Origin of the sequence: Caballeronia temeraria (genome assembly GCF_001544795.2) — a bacterium.
GTDB classification, from domain to species: Bacteria; Pseudomonadota; Gammaproteobacteria; order Burkholderiales; family Burkholderiaceae; genus Caballeronia; species Caballeronia temeraria.
In genome coordinates this window covers 36,478-52,675 of record NZ_FCOI02000008.1, presented here as the reverse complement: position 1 = coordinate 52,675, position 16,198 = coordinate 36,478, and the positions used below count along the sequence as shown (strand labels likewise).

Here is a 16,198-nt window from a genome sequence, read left to right as displayed (position 1 = left end):
AAGCCTTATAGAAGCATAAGGAACGCGTCTTGGACGCGGGCCAGTGCGCTCCTTATCATCGGTTTCATGCTCGGGACGGCACGCTCTATGCGGCATCGAACGGGCAGACAGACGGCGAAGGCCGTTTGTAAAGCGAGGCCGCAGAGCCTCGTGATCCGATGAAAAGAACGTGGAGACGGCATGGCCCCATTCAACGAAGCGGCAACGATGCGAAAGGTGTACGGGCGGCTCATGCCCCTGCTCTTCGCGATGATGTTCTTCAACTATCTCGATCGCATCAACATCGGCTTCGCGGCGCTCGACATGAACAAGGCGCTCGGCTTCAGCCCCGCCGTGTTCGGCTTCGCAGGCAGCATCTTCTTCGTCGGCTATATGGTGCTCGAAGTGCCGAGCAACCTGCTGCTGCATCGCGTGGGCGCGCGCCGCTGGATCGCGCGCATCCTGCTCACGTGGGGCGCGGTGGCGGCCGCAACCGCATTCGTGTTCGACGACAAAAGCTTCTACGTATTGCGCTTTCTGCTCGGCGTGATGGAAGCGGGCTTTCTGCCGGGCGTCGCGGTATACCTGACGAAATGGTTCCCCGTCCGATACCGGGCGCGCGCGGTGGGCGGCTACATCATCGCGGGATCGTTTTCGGCAGTGCTGGGCGGCCCGATCTCGACCATGCTGATGACCTACGCCAACGGCATCCTCGGCCTGCAGGGATGGCAATGGATGTTCATCCTCGAAGGCATTCCGGCGATGCTGCTCGGCCTCGTCACGCTGCGCATCATGACCGAGCGCCCCGCCGACGCCGACTGGCTCGCCGACGACGAAAAGCAATGGCTCGAAACCACGCTGGCGGCGGAGCGCGAAGCGGTCGGCGGCAACACGCATTTCCCGCTGCTGCGCGTGGCGGGCGACATCCGCGTATGGAGCCTCGCGTGTCTCTTCGGCTGCGCGCTCGTTGGCATCTACGGGCTCTTTCTGTGGCTGCCGCAGATCGTCAAGAGTCTCGGTCATCTGAGCAATATCGAAGTGGGCTTTCTTTCGGCCGCGCCGCCGTTGCTGGGCGTGCTGGGCACGTTCATCATCAGCCGCAGCTCGGACCGCACCGGCGACCGCAAGAAGCATCTCGCGTTTGTCTACGGCATGAGCGCCATCGCGATCGCGGGCAGCGCGTATGCGCCGAATCCGGTCATCGCTTATGCGCTCTTGTGCGTGACGGGCCTCTTCATCTACGCGGGCAATCCGCTCTTCTGGAGCCTCGCTTCGTCGTTCAGAACGGGCGCGGCGGGCGCGGCGACCATCGCGCTCATCAATACCATCGCGCAGTTCGGCGGGCTGGTCGGGCCGTGGAGCATCGGACTCGTGCGCAGCGCAACGGGCAATTTCAAGCTCGCGCTGCTGACGATCGCCGCGTTTCTCGTCGTCGCGACGGTGATCGCGCTCGTCATGCGCGTCAAGCCCGCCGACGATGAAGACACGTCGCTGCCCGCGCCCGATTCGCGTTCACCACGACAGGAACATCACGCATGATCATCGATTGTCACGGTCACTACACGACCTCGCCGCCGCAGCACGAAGCGTGGCGCGCGCAGCAGATCGCCGCGCTCAAGGACGGCGTCGCGCCGCCGCCGCGCCCCGCCATCTCCGACGATGAAATCCGCGAGAGCATCGAAGGCGGCCAGCTTCGCATCCAGCGCGAGCGCGGCACCGATCTCACGATCTTCTCGCCGCGCGCGGCCGGCATGGGCCATCATCTGGCGTCGGCGGAGGCGAATGCGGTCTGGTCGGAAGCATGCAACGACCTCGTGCATCGCGTCGTCGAACTCTTTCCGCGCAATTTTGCGGGCGTGTGCCAGTTGCCGCAGGCGGCGGGCGTCGGCCCTGAGAACTGCATCGCCGAATTGCGCCGCTGCGTGGAGGAGCTGGGTTTCATCGGCTGCAATCTGAACCCCGATCCTTCCGGCGGACACTGGTCCGGGCTGCCGCTGACCGACCGCTCGTGGTATCCGCTGTACGAAGCGATGGTCGAGCTCGACGTGCCCGCGATGATCCACGTGTCGTCGTCGTGCAACCCGAACTTTCACGCGACGGGCGCGCACTACATCAACGGCGATACGTCCGCTTTCATGCAGTTGCTGCAAGCCGACCTGTTCGCCGATTTCCCGACGCTCAAGTTCATCATTCCGCACGGCGGCGGCGCGGTGCCGTATCACTGGGGACGGTATCGCGGGCTCGCGCAGGACATGAAGCGCCCGCTGCTCACCGACTATCTGCTGAACAACGTGTTCTTCGATACCTGCGTCTACCATCAGCCGGGCGCGGAACTGCTCGCGAAGGTGATTCCGGCGAAGAACATCCTGTTCGCGTCGGAGACGATCGGCGCGGTGCAGGGCATCGATCCCGAGACCGGCCATTATTTCGACGACACGCGCCGCTATATCGACGCAATCGAATGGCTGAGCGATGCGGATCGCCAGCGCATCTACGAAGACAACGCGCGCGCGGTGTATGGACGACTGTCCGCGCAACTCGAACGGCAACGATCGACCGAAGGAGCGACGACATGAATCCGGCCGGATGGCGCGAATACGAATCCACGGCGCAGGCAAGTCCCGCGACGCTCGCCGCATTGCGCGAACTCGCGGTATCGCTTCTGAGCGACAACATGGCCCGCGTGAGCGGCACGACCGGCCTGCGCCCGTTTCATCGACCGAAGCCGATGGCCGGCACCGCCGTCACCGTGCGCACGCGCGGCGGCGACAATCTCGCGATCCATCGCGCATTCGAATACTGCCGCGCGGGAGACGTGCTCGTGATCGACGGCGCCGGGGAACTCACGCAGGCGCTCATGGGCGACATCATGGCGAGCTTCGCGGAGAGCATCGGCGTGCAGGGTCTCGTGATCGACGGCGCTATTCGCGATGTCGGCGCGTTGAGTCAACGCGATTTCCCGGTGTACGCGCGCGGCGTGACGCATCGCGGGCCTTACAAGAACGGACCGGGCGAGATCAACGTGCCCGTGACGGTCGGCGGGATGGTGGTGCATCCGGGCGATATCGTCGTCGGCGATGAAGACGGCGTGCTCGCCATCGCGCCCGCCGAAGTCGATGCCGTCATCGAAGGCGCGCGCAAGCAGGCGGCCAAGGAAGCGGCGGCGCTGAAGTCGATCGCGGAGGGCCGCTTCGACCGTTCGTGGGTCGCCGTGCAGCGCGACCGGATGATGAACGGCTGACGTCTTGCCGAAACGATGCGGGCGCGCGCATGATGGCGCGTTCGCTCATCGACACTCACCGCCATGCCCGCTTATCTCGACACGCCGACACTGATCGACCTCGCGCGACGCGCCGAAGCCGCCGCACCTGGCCCATGCGCGTGCACGAAAACGCCGCTGGACGGCTGGCAATCGCAGCCGCTTTCCCTCGATGAATCGCAGTTCCGCGAGATCGGCACCTTGCTCTTGCAGGACGATCAGGAACCGACTTTCGCCGAATATCTGCCGGGCAAGACCAAGTACTGGTCCGCCGATGCACCCATCGCGCCGCGCTATTTTCCGTACAACCGCTGCGGCGTGTGGGAGTGCGCGTCGTGCGGACGGCTTTATCTGCGCTATACGGAAGGCGGCGGCTATTTCGTCGATCGAAGGATTCGCGCGCTGAATTCGGCGCTGATCGAAGACGTTTCGCTTTGAACGTCGTCACAGGAACTCCAGCACGAAATGCGCGCCGATCGCGGCCGCCGTCGCGATGGTCGCAAGCCAGGCGAGCGCGCGTAGCGCCCAATGCGCCGACAGATCGCCCACGGCTTCGCGTTTCGAACTGAGCAGAACGAGCAGCAGAAGCACCGGCGTAACGGTCATGCCGTTGATCACCGCGCTCCAGTAAAGCGCCCTGACCGGTTCGACGTGTCGCGCGGCCAGCGCGATCGCAATCGTCATGCCGAGCGTCATCACCGCGAAGAGCAAGCTCGCAAGGCGCCGGTCGCGCCGCTCGCCGCGTTCCCATCGAAATGCGCTCGCCACCGCTTGCGCTGCCGATCCCGCGAGCGGCGGCAGCGTCAGCAAGCCCGATCCGAGCAACGCGAATGCGAGCACGTGACGCGCGTAGCCGTGTGCGAGCGGCGCCAGAACGCGTGCCATGTCGACATCGTCGCCGGCGGGTGTGCGCTGCATCAGATGCAGTGTCGCCGCGGCCGCGATCATCACGCAGATCGCGAGCGCATTGGACAGCAACGTTCGCAGCAGCACTTCGCCGCCCATCCTGCGCATCGTGCGGTCAAGCGCTTCGCCGCGCGCCGCATCGCCCTGTTCCCTGTCCCGCGCTTCCTGTTCCGCTTGCGCGAACAGCAGATACGGACTGACGGTCGTGCCCAGCACGGCGATCAGCATCGTCACATAATCCTCCGACCAGACCACGCGCGGCATCACGGCGCGATGCAAGACCGTCAGCCACGGCACATCCACGATCGCGACGATGCCCGCATACGCGAACATCGCGAACGTCAGCCACTTGAGCAGCCACGCATAGCGCGCGTACGAAATGGCCCATTGCAGCGCCATCGATGCACACGCCGCGACGAGCGCGAGCCACGCGAGCGATACGTCGAAGAACACGCGCAGCGCGACGCCCATCGCGAGCACATTGACGGCGATGTTGAACGTATTGGCGATGAAAAAACGCGTGACGGCGAAGTAGAAAAACAGCGGCGAGTAATGCTCGCGCATGTTCTCCGTGAGTCCGCGCCCGGTGATCTGCGCGACGCGCGCGGCGATGAGTTGCAGCGCGACCGTCGACGGATACGAGAGCACGCAGACCCACAGCAGATCGAAGCCGTACCACGCACCGGCGAGCGTGTACGTCGCGACGCCGCTCGGATCGTTATCCGATGCGATCGTGACGAGTCCCGGCCCGACATCCGCCGCCCAGGAATGCGCGGGCCGCGCGGCGCCGCGCAGGTTGCCGTCCGATATCCGCTCGCGATGACGAAAGCGCACAGTCAATCCCAGCGACATGATGGCGAGGCGCACGCACGAAACGTACCGCTTCGCTCAGTCCCGCTGCGACGGAATCCGCCACTGCACATTCAGCAGATGATCGCGCATGCGCGCGGACGCGGTCGCGCCGTCGCGCTCGGCCATTGCCTTGACGACGGCCTGATGCTGCTCCGCGAAATGACGGCGCGTGTCCTGATCGGCGGTCTTTTCGCGCGCGTTCGGCCTCATGCGCATGCCGTTGACGACTTCCATCAGCGCGATGATCGCGGGATTGCGCGTGGCCTGCGCGATCAGCAAATGAAAGCGATGGTCCCACTGCTGCCACTCGTCGTCGTCCTTCGCCGTGGCGTTGCGCCGCGCGCATTTCTCCAGCTCCGCGAGATCGTCGGGGCTTGCCTTGCGCGTCGCGAGTTCGACGAACGCCGGTTCGAGCACGAGGCGCATCTCCGCGATATCGGCCGGGCTCGATCCCGCGCGCAGACTGCGCAGCGACGCCGAAAACTTCAGCGGCCGCGCGCCCAGATACGTGCCGCGCCCGACGCCGCGCCACACCCGGCCCGACGCTTCCAGCGACGCCAGTGCGCCGCGCAGATCGCGCCGGCTCATGCCGAGCGCCTCGGCGAGACTGCGTTCCGATGGCAACGCGTCGCCATCCTTCAGATTGTTCTGCGCGACATAGTCGAGCAGCTTGCCGAGCGCGGGATTGTCCATGACCTGAATCGAACCAATTAACATTGGTTCAATGTAGCAGATCGATGGCCGTGCGTCGCCGGATTGCTTTAGCTTTTTTGTTGGCGTACGCTACATACATATTTTGTATTTCAATGCTGAACCAATCGATATTGGTTCACACCAACGGACGACGACGATGAGCTTCACGACACGACCCGAACTGATCGGCACTTTCGGCATGGTGGCATCGACGCACTGGCTGGCAAGCGCTTCGGCCATGGCGGTGCTCGAAAAAGGCGGCAACGCCTTCGACGCGGCGGCGGCGGCCGGCTTCGTGTTGCAGATCGTCGAGCCGCATCTGAACGGACCGGGCGGCGAGTTGCCCGCCGTGTTCTACAGCGCGAAGGAAGACCGCGTGCGCGTGCTGTGCGGCCAGGGCGTGACGCCCGCCGCGATGACCATCGGACGGATGAAGGACATGGGCCTCGCCGTGATGCCCGGCACCGGCCTGCTGCCCGCCGTCGTGCCCGGCGCGTTCGGCGGCTGGATGACCTTGCTGCGCGACTACGGCCAGTTGCCGCTCGAAGACGTGTTGAGCTACGCCATCGGCTACGCGGAGCACGGCTATCCGGTGCTGCCGCGCATGGCGTCGTCCATTCTCGCGATTCAGGACTTCTTCAAGCGCGAATGGCCCACGTCCGCTGAACAGTGGCTGCGCGAAGGCGTTGCGCCGCGTCCGAATCATCTGTTCGCGAACCCGGCCATCGCGCAAACGTACAAGCGCATTCTGCGCGAGGCGAACACGCGCGGCGATCGCGCCGAGCAGTGCGAACGCGCGCGCGTCGCGTTCTATCGCGGCTTCGTCGCGGATGCCATCGATCAGTATTTCCGCTCGACAGACGTGCTCGATACATCGGGTCAGCGCAATCGCGGCCTGCTCGACGCCTCCGATCTCGCGCGCTGGGAAGCCACGTACGAAGACGCCGTCTCGTACGAATACGAAGGCGTGATGGTCCACAAGACGGGACCGTGGGGACAAGGCCCGATGTTCCTGCAACAGCTCGCGCTGCTGAAGGGCTTCGATCTCGCGAGCATGGACCCGCTGGGGCCGGACTTCGTGCACACCGTCATCGAATGTTCGAAGCTCGCGTTCGCCGATCGCGACGTCTTCTACGGCGATCCGAATTTCTCCGACGTCCCGATGGACACGCTCCTCAGCGACGCCTACAACGACGCGCGCCGCCAGCAGATCGATCCGCGCCGCGCATCGTTCGAATTCCGTCCCGGCAAGCTGCTCGACAGCGACGCGCGCGCCGCGAAGATTCTCGCCAACGCGGGCCGCCAGCAGCCCGGCGGCTTCGGCCAGGGCGAGCCGACCTTCGCGCCGCTGCCCGAGTTGCGCGGCGACACGGTGCATCTTGATGTCGTCGATCGGTGGGGCAACATGGTGTCGGCGACGCCGTCGGGCGGCTGGCTGCAGGCATCGCCCGCCGTGCCGGGACTGGGCTTCAACGTGACCACGCGCGGCCAGATGTTCTGGATGGAAGAAGGCCTGCCGTCCTCGCTCGGACCGGGACGCCGCCCGCGCACCACGCTGTCGCCGACGCTCGTCACGAAAGGCGGCAAGCCGTATGCGGCGCTCGGCACGCCGGGCGGCGATCAGCAGGACCAATGGTCGCTGCAACTGCTGCTGCGGCACGTGCACTTCGGCATGAATCTGCAAGCCGCCGTCGATGCGCCATCGTTTCAGACCGCGCATTTTCCCGGCTCGTTTTATCCGCGTGACATTCAGCTCGGCAAGATGTCGGCGGAAGGCAACTTCCCGCAAGCGACGCTCGACGAACTGCGCGCACGCGGCCATGAACTCACGGTCGCCGAACCGTGGTCGCTCGGGCGCGTGTGCGCCGTGGGCATCCGCAACGGGCTGATGCGCGGGGCCGCCACGCCGCGTCAGATGCAGGCCTACGCGGTCGGGCGCTGACTTCAGCCATCCACGGAGAACATCGATCATGTCCGTTGTCGCCGCCCGCCTCGAACGGCTGCCGCTATCCCGCTTTCATCGCAAGCTGCTCATCATCGGCGGAATGGGCTATCTGTTCGACGGCCTCGATTCGTCCTCGCTCGCGTTCCTGCTTCCGGTCGTCAGCAAGCTGTGGAGCCTGACGAGTGCGCAGACCGGGCTCGTCGCGAGCAGCACGTATATCGGCTATTTCTTCGGCGCGTTTTTGTCCGGCGTGCTCGCGGACATCATCGGACGGCGCCGCATCATGATGAGCGCGCTCGCGATCTATTGCGTCGCGTCGCTCGCGAGCGCCACCGCCCAGGACTGGCATACGTTCTTCGCGCTGCGTATCGTCGCGGGCTTCGGCTCGGGCGCGGAAACCGTCGTGATCGCGCCGTTTCTCGCGGAGTTCGTGCCGCGACGCTATCGCGGCATGTTCTGCGGCGCGCTCGTCGGCTTCATGTCGTTCGGCTATCTCAGTTCGTCGATTCTCGGCTATACCGTCGTGCGCAATTTTCCGGACGGCTGGCGCTATCTCGCGGTCATCACGTCGCTGCCCGTCGTGATGCTGCTGTGGTGGCGCCGCACGCTGCCGGAATCGCCGCGCTGGATGGAAAGCCAGGGCCGCGTCGATGAAGCCGGCGAAATCGTCGACGGCATCGAGGCCTGGTACGCGCAACGCGGCATCGCGCTCGCGCCGCTGTCGGTTGCGGGGACGATTCCGTCGGCGGCGAAGAGCAGCGGCAGCGCGTGGCAGAACGTGAAGGCGCTGTGGAGCAAGCGCCTCGCGGGCACGACAGCGGTGAGCTGGCTGATGTGGTTCGCCGTGGCGTTCGCGTACTACTCGTTCTTCTCGTGGATTCCGAGCTTGCTCGTCAAGGAAGGTCTCACGATCACGAAGAGCTTCGGCTTTTCGATCGCCATCTACGCCGCGCAGATTCCGGGCTATTTCTCGGCGGCGTGGCTCAACGAGAAGATCGGCCGCAAGGGCGTGGTCGCGTCGTACATGACGCTCGGCGGCCTCGCGGCGATCATGCTGTCGCTCTCGCATAGCGGGCCGCAGATCATGGCGGCGGGCATCTGCCTGTCGTTCTTCATGAACGGCGCGTTCGCGGGCGTCTATGCGTACACGCCGGAGATTTTCCCGACCTCGGTGCGCACCACCGGCACCGGTTCTTCGTCCTCGTTCGGGCGCATCGGCTCGGTGAGCGCGCCGATTCTCGTCGGCATCGTGTATCCATCGTTCGGCTTCTTCGGCGTATTCGCGATGACCACTGCCGTGCTGCTCGCGGGCGCGTGCGTCGTGTTCTTCCTCGGCATCGAGACGCGCAACCGCTCGCTCGAAGATATCGAAATCAACGGCGCGGTCGACGGCGATACACACGACCGCCTCGCTCCCACCAATCTGCGCGGCTAAACCCTTTGACCGACATGCAAGACACGCAAACGCGCCCGATGCAACTGTCCGACCTCCAACGCCTCGCGCGCGCGATGCGCGAACCCGCGCAGCCCGCGACGCTCTTCGACGCGGTCGCGGCCGTCGCTGCGCAGACCATCGGCTTCCGGCTCTTCACGATCATGGCGTACGACGCGCGCAATCACGAAGTGGAGCGCGTCTTCACCAACATGCCCGAGATCTACCCGGCGGGCGGCCGCAAGAAAAAGCGCGGCACCGCGTGGGCGACGCAAATCCTCCAGGAATTGCGTCCGTTTCGCGGCGAGACCGCGCACGACATCCGCAATGCATTCGACGATCACATGACGATGGCGAACCTGGGTCTCGGCTCGATCCTCAACATTCCGATCGCCTACGGCGGCGAGTGCATCGGCACGATGAACCTCACGCACGTCGAGCATTGGTACACGCGCGAGCACGAAGACGCGGGCGTGCTGCTCGGTTCGTTTCTCGCGCCCGCGCTCGTCTCGCGGATGCCGTTTCACGCCGGCGCGGAGCCGCGTGCATGAGCCGCGCAACGTCTCCGGAAACCAGGCGCTGGCTGATCGTTTTCGCGCTGGGCTATCTCGCGCTGCTCGTCGACGGCGCCGACGTCATGATGTACGGCCTCACGCTCACGCGCATCAAGGCCGAATTCGGTCTCACCAATGTCGAGGCGGGCGCGCTCGGCAGCCTCACGCTCGTCGGCATGGCGGTGGGCGGCATCCTCGGCGGCTGGGCGAGCGATGCGCTCGGGCGCGTGCGCGTCGTCGTGTGGGCGCTCGCGCTGTTCTCGCTCGGCGCGGGCCTGCTCGGGCTCACGCACACCTTCGCGCAATTCGCGCTCGTGCGCTTCATCAGCTCGCTCGGCATCGGCTGCATGGTGCTCGTGAGCACGCTCGTCGCCGAATATGTGCCGACGGAGCGGCGCTCGCTGATCTTAGGCGTCCTGCAGACGGGCGTGTCGGCGGGCTATATCGTCGTGATTTCGCTCGCCAACTGGATCCTGCCGCACTACGGCTGGCGCATGCTCTTCTACGTCGCGACGATTCCCGTCGTGCTCGCGCTCGCGATTCACTGGTTCGTGCCCGAGCCGCCCGGCTGGCGCGCGAGCATCGCGACGAGGCAAGACGCGCCGCGTGTACGCCGTAAATGGCGCGAAAACCGCTATTACCTGATCTTCTCAGATCGCGAGTCGCGCAAGATGTTCGTGCTGTGGTCGCTCGCCTCCGTGTTCGCGCTCTCGGGCTTCTACGGGCTGAACAACTGGCTGCCGACGTATCTCGAGAAGGAACTGCACGTGCGCTTCGGCTCGATGGCGAGCTACATGATCGGCACGTATGTCGTCGCATTCGTGGGCAAGATCGTCGCGGGCTGGCTCGGCGATGTCTGGAGCCGGCGCGGCGTGTATGTGCTCGGCTGCATCGGCGCGGCGCTGTTTCTGCCGGTCATCGTGTTCTTTCACACGCGCGAGAACATCGTCTGGCTGATGCTCTTCTTCGGCTTTCTCTACGGCGTGCCGCTCGGCACGATCGGCGCGTTCATGTCGGAGAGCTTCGCCACGCGCGTGCGCGGCACGGCGGTCGGCGGTTCGTATAACGTCGGGCGTTTCTGCTCGGGCGCGGCGCCGGTCGTGATCGGCTATATCGCCACGCAGTTCTCGTTCGGCGTGAGCTTTCTGCTGGTCGGCGCCGTGTTCTTCCTGAGCGGCATGTGCGCGTTGTTCATTCCGGACCGTCTCTACGATACGAGAGATTCCGGCGCGCCGATGCCCGCGCCCGATGCGAACGCCCATGACGCCATCGCGCAGCCGCTGACTACGCGCTGATCTCCGCCTTGCGACGGTCGTCGCCGGGCGGCGCGTCGATGTTCGCGAGCGCGAGCATCATCAGCCGCGCAAGCACCGGCCAGCGCGTCACCGCGACGCGCAATTCCTCGTCGGCGTCGGCATCGAAATAACGCGCGGCGTCGAGACCGGCGACGCGTTGCGCGAGCGCGGCGACGTCGTGCCGGTCCTGGCCATCCTTCGTCAGCGTCTTCATTTCTGATCCACCCACACGCCGTCCGGCGTCTTCACGACATAGCCCGTCGCGGTCTTCATGGTGACGGTGCCTTCGTTCTCGCCGATCATCGGCGTCTGCGGCAGATTGGCTGCGTATTGCGACAGCGTCACGCCCGCCTTGAACGGACTGTTCGACACGAGATTCGACAGCAATTGCGCGATGGCGAGATGTCCGGCCGGCTGATCGATGACCGTCGTCGGCCCGTGATTGCCCGTGAAGCCGACGAGCCGAACGCCCACCGGCCCGTGGATGACGCTCGGCGTCGGAATCTCGCGCAGACCCGCGACCTGATTGGTGTCGCCACGCAGCGCCGCGCCGTGCTCGGGCACGAACACGATCACCGCGCGACGTCCCGATTGCTGGATCAGATCGGCGAACTTGTCGAAGTCGCTCATCAGCTTTCCGACGCGCAGCGGATACGATTCGAGGCTCGTCATCTTGCTGTTCGGCAGGCGGTTGCCGTCGTGCAGGCTGATCGTGTTGTAGTACAGCGCGACCGGTCCCGGTTCCTGTGCGCGCTGCGCGTACCAGTTCGCGAGCGTGCCGTAGTCGTCCATGATCGGCGAGCCGTCGAACGCGTGCATCGCGACGGGCGCGGCCGTGTTCGGCACGAAAGGCACGTTCGGCACGCCGATGTTCTCCTTCACGAGCTGCGTGAAGTTGTCGAAGTGGCCGTCGTGATTGAACGTCACCTGCGGCTTGTAGCCCGCCTGCGCGAGATCGGCCATCAGATGACATTGCGCGGGCGCGTCCTTGTACAGATCGGCGTGCGCTTCCTGCCCGCACGACGCGCGCAGCACGCGAATCGCCGCCGGGCCGCTGTAGCTCGCCGCCGTGCTGAAGTTCGTGAACAGATAGTCGAAGTGCGACAGAAACGGATGATTGCGTTCCTTCGATACATCCAGGTCGTCCCACGACAGCGAACAGATGTGCAGCACGATCACGTCGAACTGTTCTTTCGGATCGCTCGACAGACGACCGAAGCTCACCTGCCGCTGCGACTCCTTTGCCCGGAATGCCGCGAACGTCGCGTTGTAATCCAGCGGGCTCACGGATTGACCGTTAGTTGCTGTGGCGACATTACCCTTCGGCGCGGACTCGATGCGCGCGAGCACCGCATTCGCGCCCTGCCACACCGGCAGCGCGACGAGCGCGAGCATCACGAACGTCGCGACGCGCAGCCAGCGGTTCACGACGAGATACGCGACGAGCAGACACAGCACGGCGGCGAGCAGCATCGGCGGAAGAAAGCGCGGCAGCAACTCCAGCCAGTAGCCGAAGCTGAAGGTCGTGAGATTGCCGAATTCCTCGACGATGCGCCCGAACGGCGGCACGTTCGCCTCGCGATACATCAACGGCAGGCCGACGCCGAGTCCCGCGACGAGCCGCACCGCGCGCCACAGACGCGAGCGCAGCGGCGAGCTCATCGCGAGCGCCGCCGCGAAGACGATGTTCGCGAACCACAACGGCTTCAGATGCCCCGTCGAAAAGAGCGCGATCTTGATGATGAAATACAGGTTCCAGAAGGTCATCTTCGTTTCTTTCGTATCAGTAGCGGCGGCCATCCGGCGCGAGCTTGTCGAGCAGCGCGCGGCGCGCCCCGCCGATCAGCCGCGCGTAGCCCTGGAAGCCCATCAGCAGCACTTCCGTCAGGCCCTTGAGCGGCGCGTCGTCCTCGGTGCGCTCGTCCCATCCGATCCACGCATCGGCGCGGCCGAACGTGCATTGCACGAGACGGCGCTCGTCGTCCAGCGTGAGCGAATCGAAGCGCACGCCCAGATGCGCGCCCGCAAGACGCGTCACGCGCACCGGAAAATGAAACTGCCGCGCGCCGCGGCTCACCACGACGCCGAGCGTGTCGCCCTCTTCGAGCGCGAGCCGCCCTTCATCGACGACGAGACCGAGCCCGCCCGTCGAGTAATCGCTCGTGCTGCACGCAATGCTGCTGCCGTCGTTGAGCACGAGCGTCGCGGGCATGCGCATCGCGATGCGGTGCGTCACGCGCACCTGCTTCGCCTCGCGCGCGACGCTCACCGCCGCGCCGAGCATCACGAGGTTGTATAGCGTCCAGAACACGTTCATGAGGATGGTCGGGCCTTCGTCGCCCGCGCCGAAGATCAGACGCGCGATCCCCGCCGACATCGCGAGCGCGTTGAGGCCGAGCAGCACGAGATACGGCTTGCTCATCGCCCAGTCGATATACGTTTCGTCGATGCGCCCGCCCTTGTCCGTCACGTTGAACTTGCCGTGCTTCGGGCTGAAGAACGCGATGGTCGTCGGCAACGCGATGTACCACGCGAGCACCGACTCGTACACTTCCGCCCAGAACGAATGGCGGAACTTGCCCTGCATCCGCGAATTCGCGATGTTCGCAATGACGATGTACGGCAACACGAAACTCGCGATGGTCGTCGCGGCCGCGTTGATGAAGTACATCTGGAAGAAGAGGTACCACATTGGCATGGTGAGGAACACGAGGCGCGGAATGCCGTAGAAGAAATGCAGCATCGCGTTGCCGTAGCACAGGCGCTGAAAGAAGGTCAGCCCGCGTCCGAAAAACGGATTATCGATGCGGAAAATCTGCGCCATGCCGCGCGCCCAGCGCGTGCGCTGCTTGATGTGGCTCGCGAGGCTTTCGGTGGCGAGACCGGCGGCCTGCACCGTCGGCAGATAAGCCGTCGTATAGCCCCGCCGATGCAGCTTGAGCGCGGTGTGCGCATCTTCGGTCACGGTCTCGACCGCGATGCCGCCGACCTCTTCCAGCGGCGCGCGCTTGATGACGGCGCACGAACCGCAGAAGAAGGTGGCGTTCCAGAGATCGTTGCCGGCCTGCACGAGCCCGTAGAACAGATTGCCTTCGTTCGGCACGCGGCGGAAGGTGTCGAGATTGCGCTCGAACGGATCGGGCGAGAAGAAGTGATGCGGCGTCTGCACGAGCGCGCATTTCGGATCGGCGAAGAAGGTGCCCATCGTCGCTTGCAGGAAGGAGCGCGTGGGCACGTGATCGCAATCGAAAATGGCGATGTATTCGCCCTGTGTCTTCGCCAGCGCGCGATTGATGTTGCCCGCCTTCGCGTGCTGATTGTCGTCGCGCGTGATATAGCCGATGCCCGCCGCATGCGCGAGTGCCTCGAACTCCGGACGATGACCATCGTCGAGCAGCCAGATCCTGAGCTTGTCGCGCGGCCAGTCGATGCCTTGCGCGGCGAAGAGCGTCGGCTTTACGACGGAAAGCGGCTCGTTGTAGGTCGGAATGAAGACATCGACGCTCGGCCACTCGGCGGGATCGGCGGGCAGCTTCGACACCGCGCGATCGAGCGGCCAAGCGGTCTGCACGAAGCCGAACAGCAGAATCATCCACGTATAGGCTTCCGCGCCGAAGAGCGCGAAGCCCACGATCGCCTCGCCGGGCGTGCGGAAATCGAGCGTCTCCGTGGTGCGCCACCAGACATAGCGCGCGGTGACGAGCAGCGCGAGCGACGCGAGAATCAGCACCGGCATGCGCCCCGGAATGCGGCGGATGACGAGCGCCACGATCATCAGGATGCCGAAGAAAATAAACTGATTGCCCGACGCGAGCGGCGATGTGCCGACGAGCATCCACAGCAAGCCGCCGATCACGACGAGCGCGGGCAGCGCCCAGCGCATCTTGCCAATGACCTTCGCGCCGCCTTCGAGCCGCGCGCCGGCGCGCGCCCACGGCAGTCCGTCGATGGCCGTGTCGATGCGGCGCTTCGTCCAGGTCAGCGCGAACACGAGCGGCATGAGCGCGCGCACGATCAGGCCGGGCACGGCGCGCATATGTGCGTTGAGCGTTTTCGCGTTTTCGCGCGGTGGCCGCACGAAGGCGCGCAGCAGCCACGCCCACGGATTGCGCACATCGAGCACGCCCAGTTCACGCGCCCACGCGAGCACCAGCGCGCGCAGCATGTCCCGCGCGATGTCGCGCCCGCCTGCGCGCGGCGGCTTGAAAACGAGGCGCACGCACCAGTCGAACGCCGAGCGCGTGTCGGGCACGCCGAGGCCGCGCGCGATCCAGTCGATCGCGCGGTCCGTGCGGGAAAGCTGTTCGCGCTTCATGCCGCCTCGCTCGTCGTGAGCGCGGGCAGCCACGCATCGACATGTTGTGCGAGACCGTGCAGATCGTGCGATGCCTGCGAATGCGGCGCTTCATCGAACAGCCACGCGCCGTGCGAGAACGCCTCGGGCATCGACGCTTCCAGGTGGATGCGCTGCGCAACCGGCATCGCAGTGGCGGCGCGCAACATCGCGAGTGCGTCGCGCTGCATCGCGCGGGCGGGGTTCAGGCGATTCACGACGAGACGCACATCGGCGCAGGATTCGCGCAAGGCGGGCAGACGCGCGACGAGCGTTGCGCACGCGGCCGGCTCCGGCGGACACACGGCGAGCACGAGATCGGCGGCGCGCGCGGCGTGATCCGCATGCGCCGACGGATAGCGCGGCGTATCGATCAGCACGACGCCCGTCTCCGGCAAGCCGATATCGCGGATCGCGTGTTCGAGCCATCGCGGATGCGCGGCAAGGCGGGCGTCGCTCTCGGCGATTTGCGCGAGCGTCAGGTTGCCGTGCGGCACGAACAGCACGCCGTCGTCGTTGCGCCAGGTGGACTCGTGCCACGCGCGCGACGGATCGACGAGCGTCTCGCCGATGCCTTCCGCCGCGAGCGTGTCGAGGCCGAGATACGCGCCGAGCATGTTCTGCGGATCGAAGTCGAGCGCGACCACATCGCGGCCGCGCCGGGCGAGCAGCGTGGCGAGCGACGCGGCGAGCGTCGTGCGGCCCGCGCCGCCTGCCGTCGAAATCAACGCGATGGTTTTCATGGGCGGGACGCGTCCTTCGCGGCATCAACTTCGGGAAGCAGGCGCGCGTTGAGCGCGACCGGCTCGATGCGGCACGGCGCCGCGTCGCGCGGATCGAAACCGCGCGCCGCCATCAGACCGCGCCGCGCGCCCGCGCGCTGCCACGCGAACCACGCGGGCACGCCGGCCAGCACGCCGATCAGCATCGAAATGAGCAAGGTTTCCATG

General features: G+C 65.6%; 15 protein-coding genes. 8 read left to right on the top strand and 7 right to left on the bottom strand.

Annotated elements, in window-relative coordinates:
• Positions 1–180 precede the first annotated feature (180 nt).
• The 4 genes from AWB76_RS13920 (at position 181) to AWB76_RS13905 (ending at position 3,676) form a co-directional block, all read left to right on the top strand.
• The gene (locus AWB76_RS13920; RefSeq protein WP_061160711.1) at positions 181–1,518 is read left to right on the top strand and encodes an MFS transporter; all 1,338 of its coding nucleotides are present in this window, start codon (positions 181–183) and stop codon (positions 1,516–1,518) included.
• The gene (locus AWB76_RS13915) at positions 1,515–2,555 is read left to right on the top strand and encodes an amidohydrolase family protein (protein WP_061160710.1); all 1,041 of its coding nucleotides are present in this window, start codon (positions 1,515–1,517) and stop codon (positions 2,553–2,555) included. The genes AWB76_RS13920 and AWB76_RS13915 overlap by 4 nt, the downstream gene beginning before the upstream one ends.
• Positions 2,552–3,220 carry an RraA family protein gene (locus AWB76_RS13910; protein ID WP_061160709.1) on the top strand — a complete coding sequence of 223 codons (669 nt, stop codon included), beginning with the start codon at positions 2,552–2,554 and terminating at the stop codon, positions 3,218–3,220. Before AWB76_RS13915 ends, AWB76_RS13910 begins: the two co-directional genes overlap by 4 nt.
• A 63-nt stretch (positions 3,221–3,283) precedes the next feature.
• A complete protein-coding gene (locus AWB76_RS13905; protein ID WP_061160708.1) occupies positions 3,284–3,676 on the top strand; it encodes a hypothetical protein in 393 nt (130 codons plus the stop codon).
• A 6-nt stretch (positions 3,677–3,682) separates the two neighbouring features.
• On the opposite strand, the gene AWB76_RS13900 is transcribed toward AWB76_RS13905, so the two are convergent.
• Both AWB76_RS13900 and AWB76_RS13895 read right to left on the bottom strand, forming a co-directional pair.
• On the bottom strand, positions 3,683–5,011 hold the full coding sequence (locus tag AWB76_RS13900; RefSeq protein ID WP_244173348.1) for an NRAMP family divalent metal transporter: 1,329 nt from the start codon (positions 5,009–5,011) through the stop codon (positions 3,683–3,685).
• Between the two features lie 21 nt (positions 5,012–5,032).
• Positions 5,033–5,689 carry a FadR/GntR family transcriptional regulator gene (locus AWB76_RS13895; protein ID WP_061160706.1) on the bottom strand — a complete coding sequence of 219 codons (657 nt, stop codon included), beginning with the start codon at positions 5,687–5,689 and terminating at the stop codon, positions 5,033–5,035.
• A gap of 157 nt (positions 5,690–5,846) precedes the next feature.
• On the opposite strand from AWB76_RS13895, the gene AWB76_RS13890 reads away from it, so the two are divergent.
• From AWB76_RS13890 to AWB76_RS13875, 4 genes are read left to right on the top strand one after another with little or no spacing between them, the layout of a single operon-like run.
• Positions 5,847–7,631, top strand: a complete 1,785-nt coding sequence (locus tag AWB76_RS13890; protein ID WP_061160705.1) for a gamma-glutamyltransferase family protein — start codon at positions 5,847–5,849, stop codon at positions 7,629–7,631.
• A 28-nt stretch (positions 7,632–7,659) separates the two neighbouring features.
• Positions 7,660–9,069: an MFS transporter gene (locus AWB76_RS13885; RefSeq protein ID WP_061160704.1), complete on the top strand. Its 1,410-nt coding sequence runs from the start codon at positions 7,660–7,662 to the stop codon at positions 9,067–9,069.
• A 38-nt stretch (positions 9,070–9,107) separates the two neighbouring features.
• Positions 9,108–9,617, top strand: a complete 510-nt coding sequence (locus AWB76_RS13880; protein ID WP_244173347.1) for a GAF domain-containing protein — start codon at positions 9,108–9,110, stop codon at positions 9,615–9,617.
• Entirely contained in the window at positions 9,614–10,915 is a 1,302-nt protein-coding gene (locus tag AWB76_RS13875; protein WP_061160702.1) for an MFS transporter, read from the top strand. The genes AWB76_RS13880 and AWB76_RS13875 overlap by 4 nt, the downstream gene beginning before the upstream one ends.
• On the opposite strand, the gene bcsR is transcribed toward AWB76_RS13875, so the two are convergent.
• From bcsR to AWB76_RS13850, 5 genes are read right to left on the bottom strand one after another with little or no spacing between them, the layout of a single operon-like run.
• Positions 10,905–11,129: a BcsR/BcsP family cellulose biosynthesis protein gene (gene bcsR, locus AWB76_RS13870; RefSeq protein ID WP_061160701.1), complete on the bottom strand. Its 225-nt coding sequence runs from the start codon at positions 11,127–11,129 to the stop codon at positions 10,905–10,907. The genes AWB76_RS13875 and bcsR overlap by 11 nt on opposite strands.
• Complete coding sequence (gene bcsG, locus AWB76_RS13865) at positions 11,126–12,682, bottom strand: cellulose biosynthesis protein BcsG (protein WP_061160883.1); 1,557 nt, start codon at positions 12,680–12,682, stop codon at positions 11,126–11,128. The genes bcsR and bcsG overlap by 4 nt, the downstream gene beginning before the upstream one ends.
• A 16-nt stretch (positions 12,683–12,698) precedes the next feature.
• On the bottom strand, positions 12,699–15,230 hold the full coding sequence (gene bcsA, locus AWB76_RS13860; RefSeq protein WP_061160882.1) for a UDP-forming cellulose synthase catalytic subunit: 2,532 nt from the start codon (positions 15,228–15,230) through the stop codon (positions 12,699–12,701).
• Complete coding sequence (gene bcsQ, locus AWB76_RS13855; RefSeq protein WP_061160700.1) at positions 15,227–15,991, bottom strand: cellulose biosynthesis protein BcsQ; 765 nt, start codon at positions 15,989–15,991, stop codon at positions 15,227–15,229. The genes bcsA and bcsQ overlap by 4 nt, the downstream gene beginning before the upstream one ends.
• Entirely contained in the window at positions 15,988–16,197 is a 210-nt protein-coding gene (locus tag AWB76_RS13850) for a hypothetical protein (RefSeq protein WP_061160699.1), read from the bottom strand. The genes bcsQ and AWB76_RS13850 overlap by 4 nt, the downstream gene beginning before the upstream one ends.
• Position 16,198: the final 1 nt, after the last annotated feature.

Excerpts from the sequence above, each read along its gene's own strand:
- AWB76_RS13920 (WP_061160711.1), top strand. The coding sequence starts at position 181 with ATGGCCCCATTCAACGAAGCGGCAACGATGCGAAAGGTGTACGGGCGG.
- AWB76_RS13915 (WP_061160710.1), top strand. The coding sequence starts at position 1,515 with ATGATCATCGATTGTCACGGTCACTACACGACCTCGCCGCCGCAGCAC.
- AWB76_RS13910 (WP_061160709.1), top strand. The coding sequence starts at position 2,552 with ATGAATCCGGCCGGATGGCGCGAATACGAATCCACGGCGCAGGCAAGT.
- AWB76_RS13905 (WP_061160708.1), top strand. The coding sequence starts at position 3,284 with ATGCCCGCTTATCTCGACACGCCGACACTGATCGACCTCGCGCGACGC.
- AWB76_RS13895 (WP_061160706.1), bottom strand. The coding sequence starts at position 5,689 with ATGGACAATCCCGCGCTCGGCAAGCTGCTCGACTATGTCGCGCAGAAC.
- AWB76_RS13890 (WP_061160705.1), top strand. The coding sequence starts at position 5,847 with ATGAGCTTCACGACACGACCCGAACTGATCGGCACTTTCGGCATGGTG.
- AWB76_RS13885 (WP_061160704.1), top strand. The coding sequence starts at position 7,660 with ATGTCCGTTGTCGCCGCCCGCCTCGAACGGCTGCCGCTATCCCGCTTT.
- AWB76_RS13880 (WP_244173347.1), top strand. The coding sequence starts at position 9,108 with ATGCAACTGTCCGACCTCCAACGCCTCGCGCGCGCGATGCGCGAACCC.
- AWB76_RS13875 (WP_061160702.1), top strand. The coding sequence starts at position 9,614 with ATGAGCCGCGCAACGTCTCCGGAAACCAGGCGCTGGCTGATCGTTTTC.
- bcsR (WP_061160701.1), bottom strand. The coding sequence starts at position 11,129 with ATGAAGACGCTGACGAAGGATGGCCAGGACCGGCACGACGTCGCCGCG.
- bcsG (WP_061160883.1), bottom strand. The coding sequence starts at position 12,682 with ATGACCTTCTGGAACCTGTATTTCATCATCAAGATCGCGCTCTTTTCG.
- bcsA (WP_061160882.1), bottom strand. The coding sequence starts at position 15,230 with ATGAAGCGCGAACAGCTTTCCCGCACGGACCGCGCGATCGACTGGATC.
- bcsQ (WP_061160700.1), bottom strand. The coding sequence starts at position 15,991 with ATGAAAACCATCGCGTTGATTTCGACGGCAGGCGGCGCGGGCCGCACG.
- AWB76_RS13850 (WP_061160699.1), bottom strand. The coding sequence starts at position 16,197 with ATGGAAACCTTGCTCATTTCGATGCTGATCGGCGTGCTGGCCGGCGTG.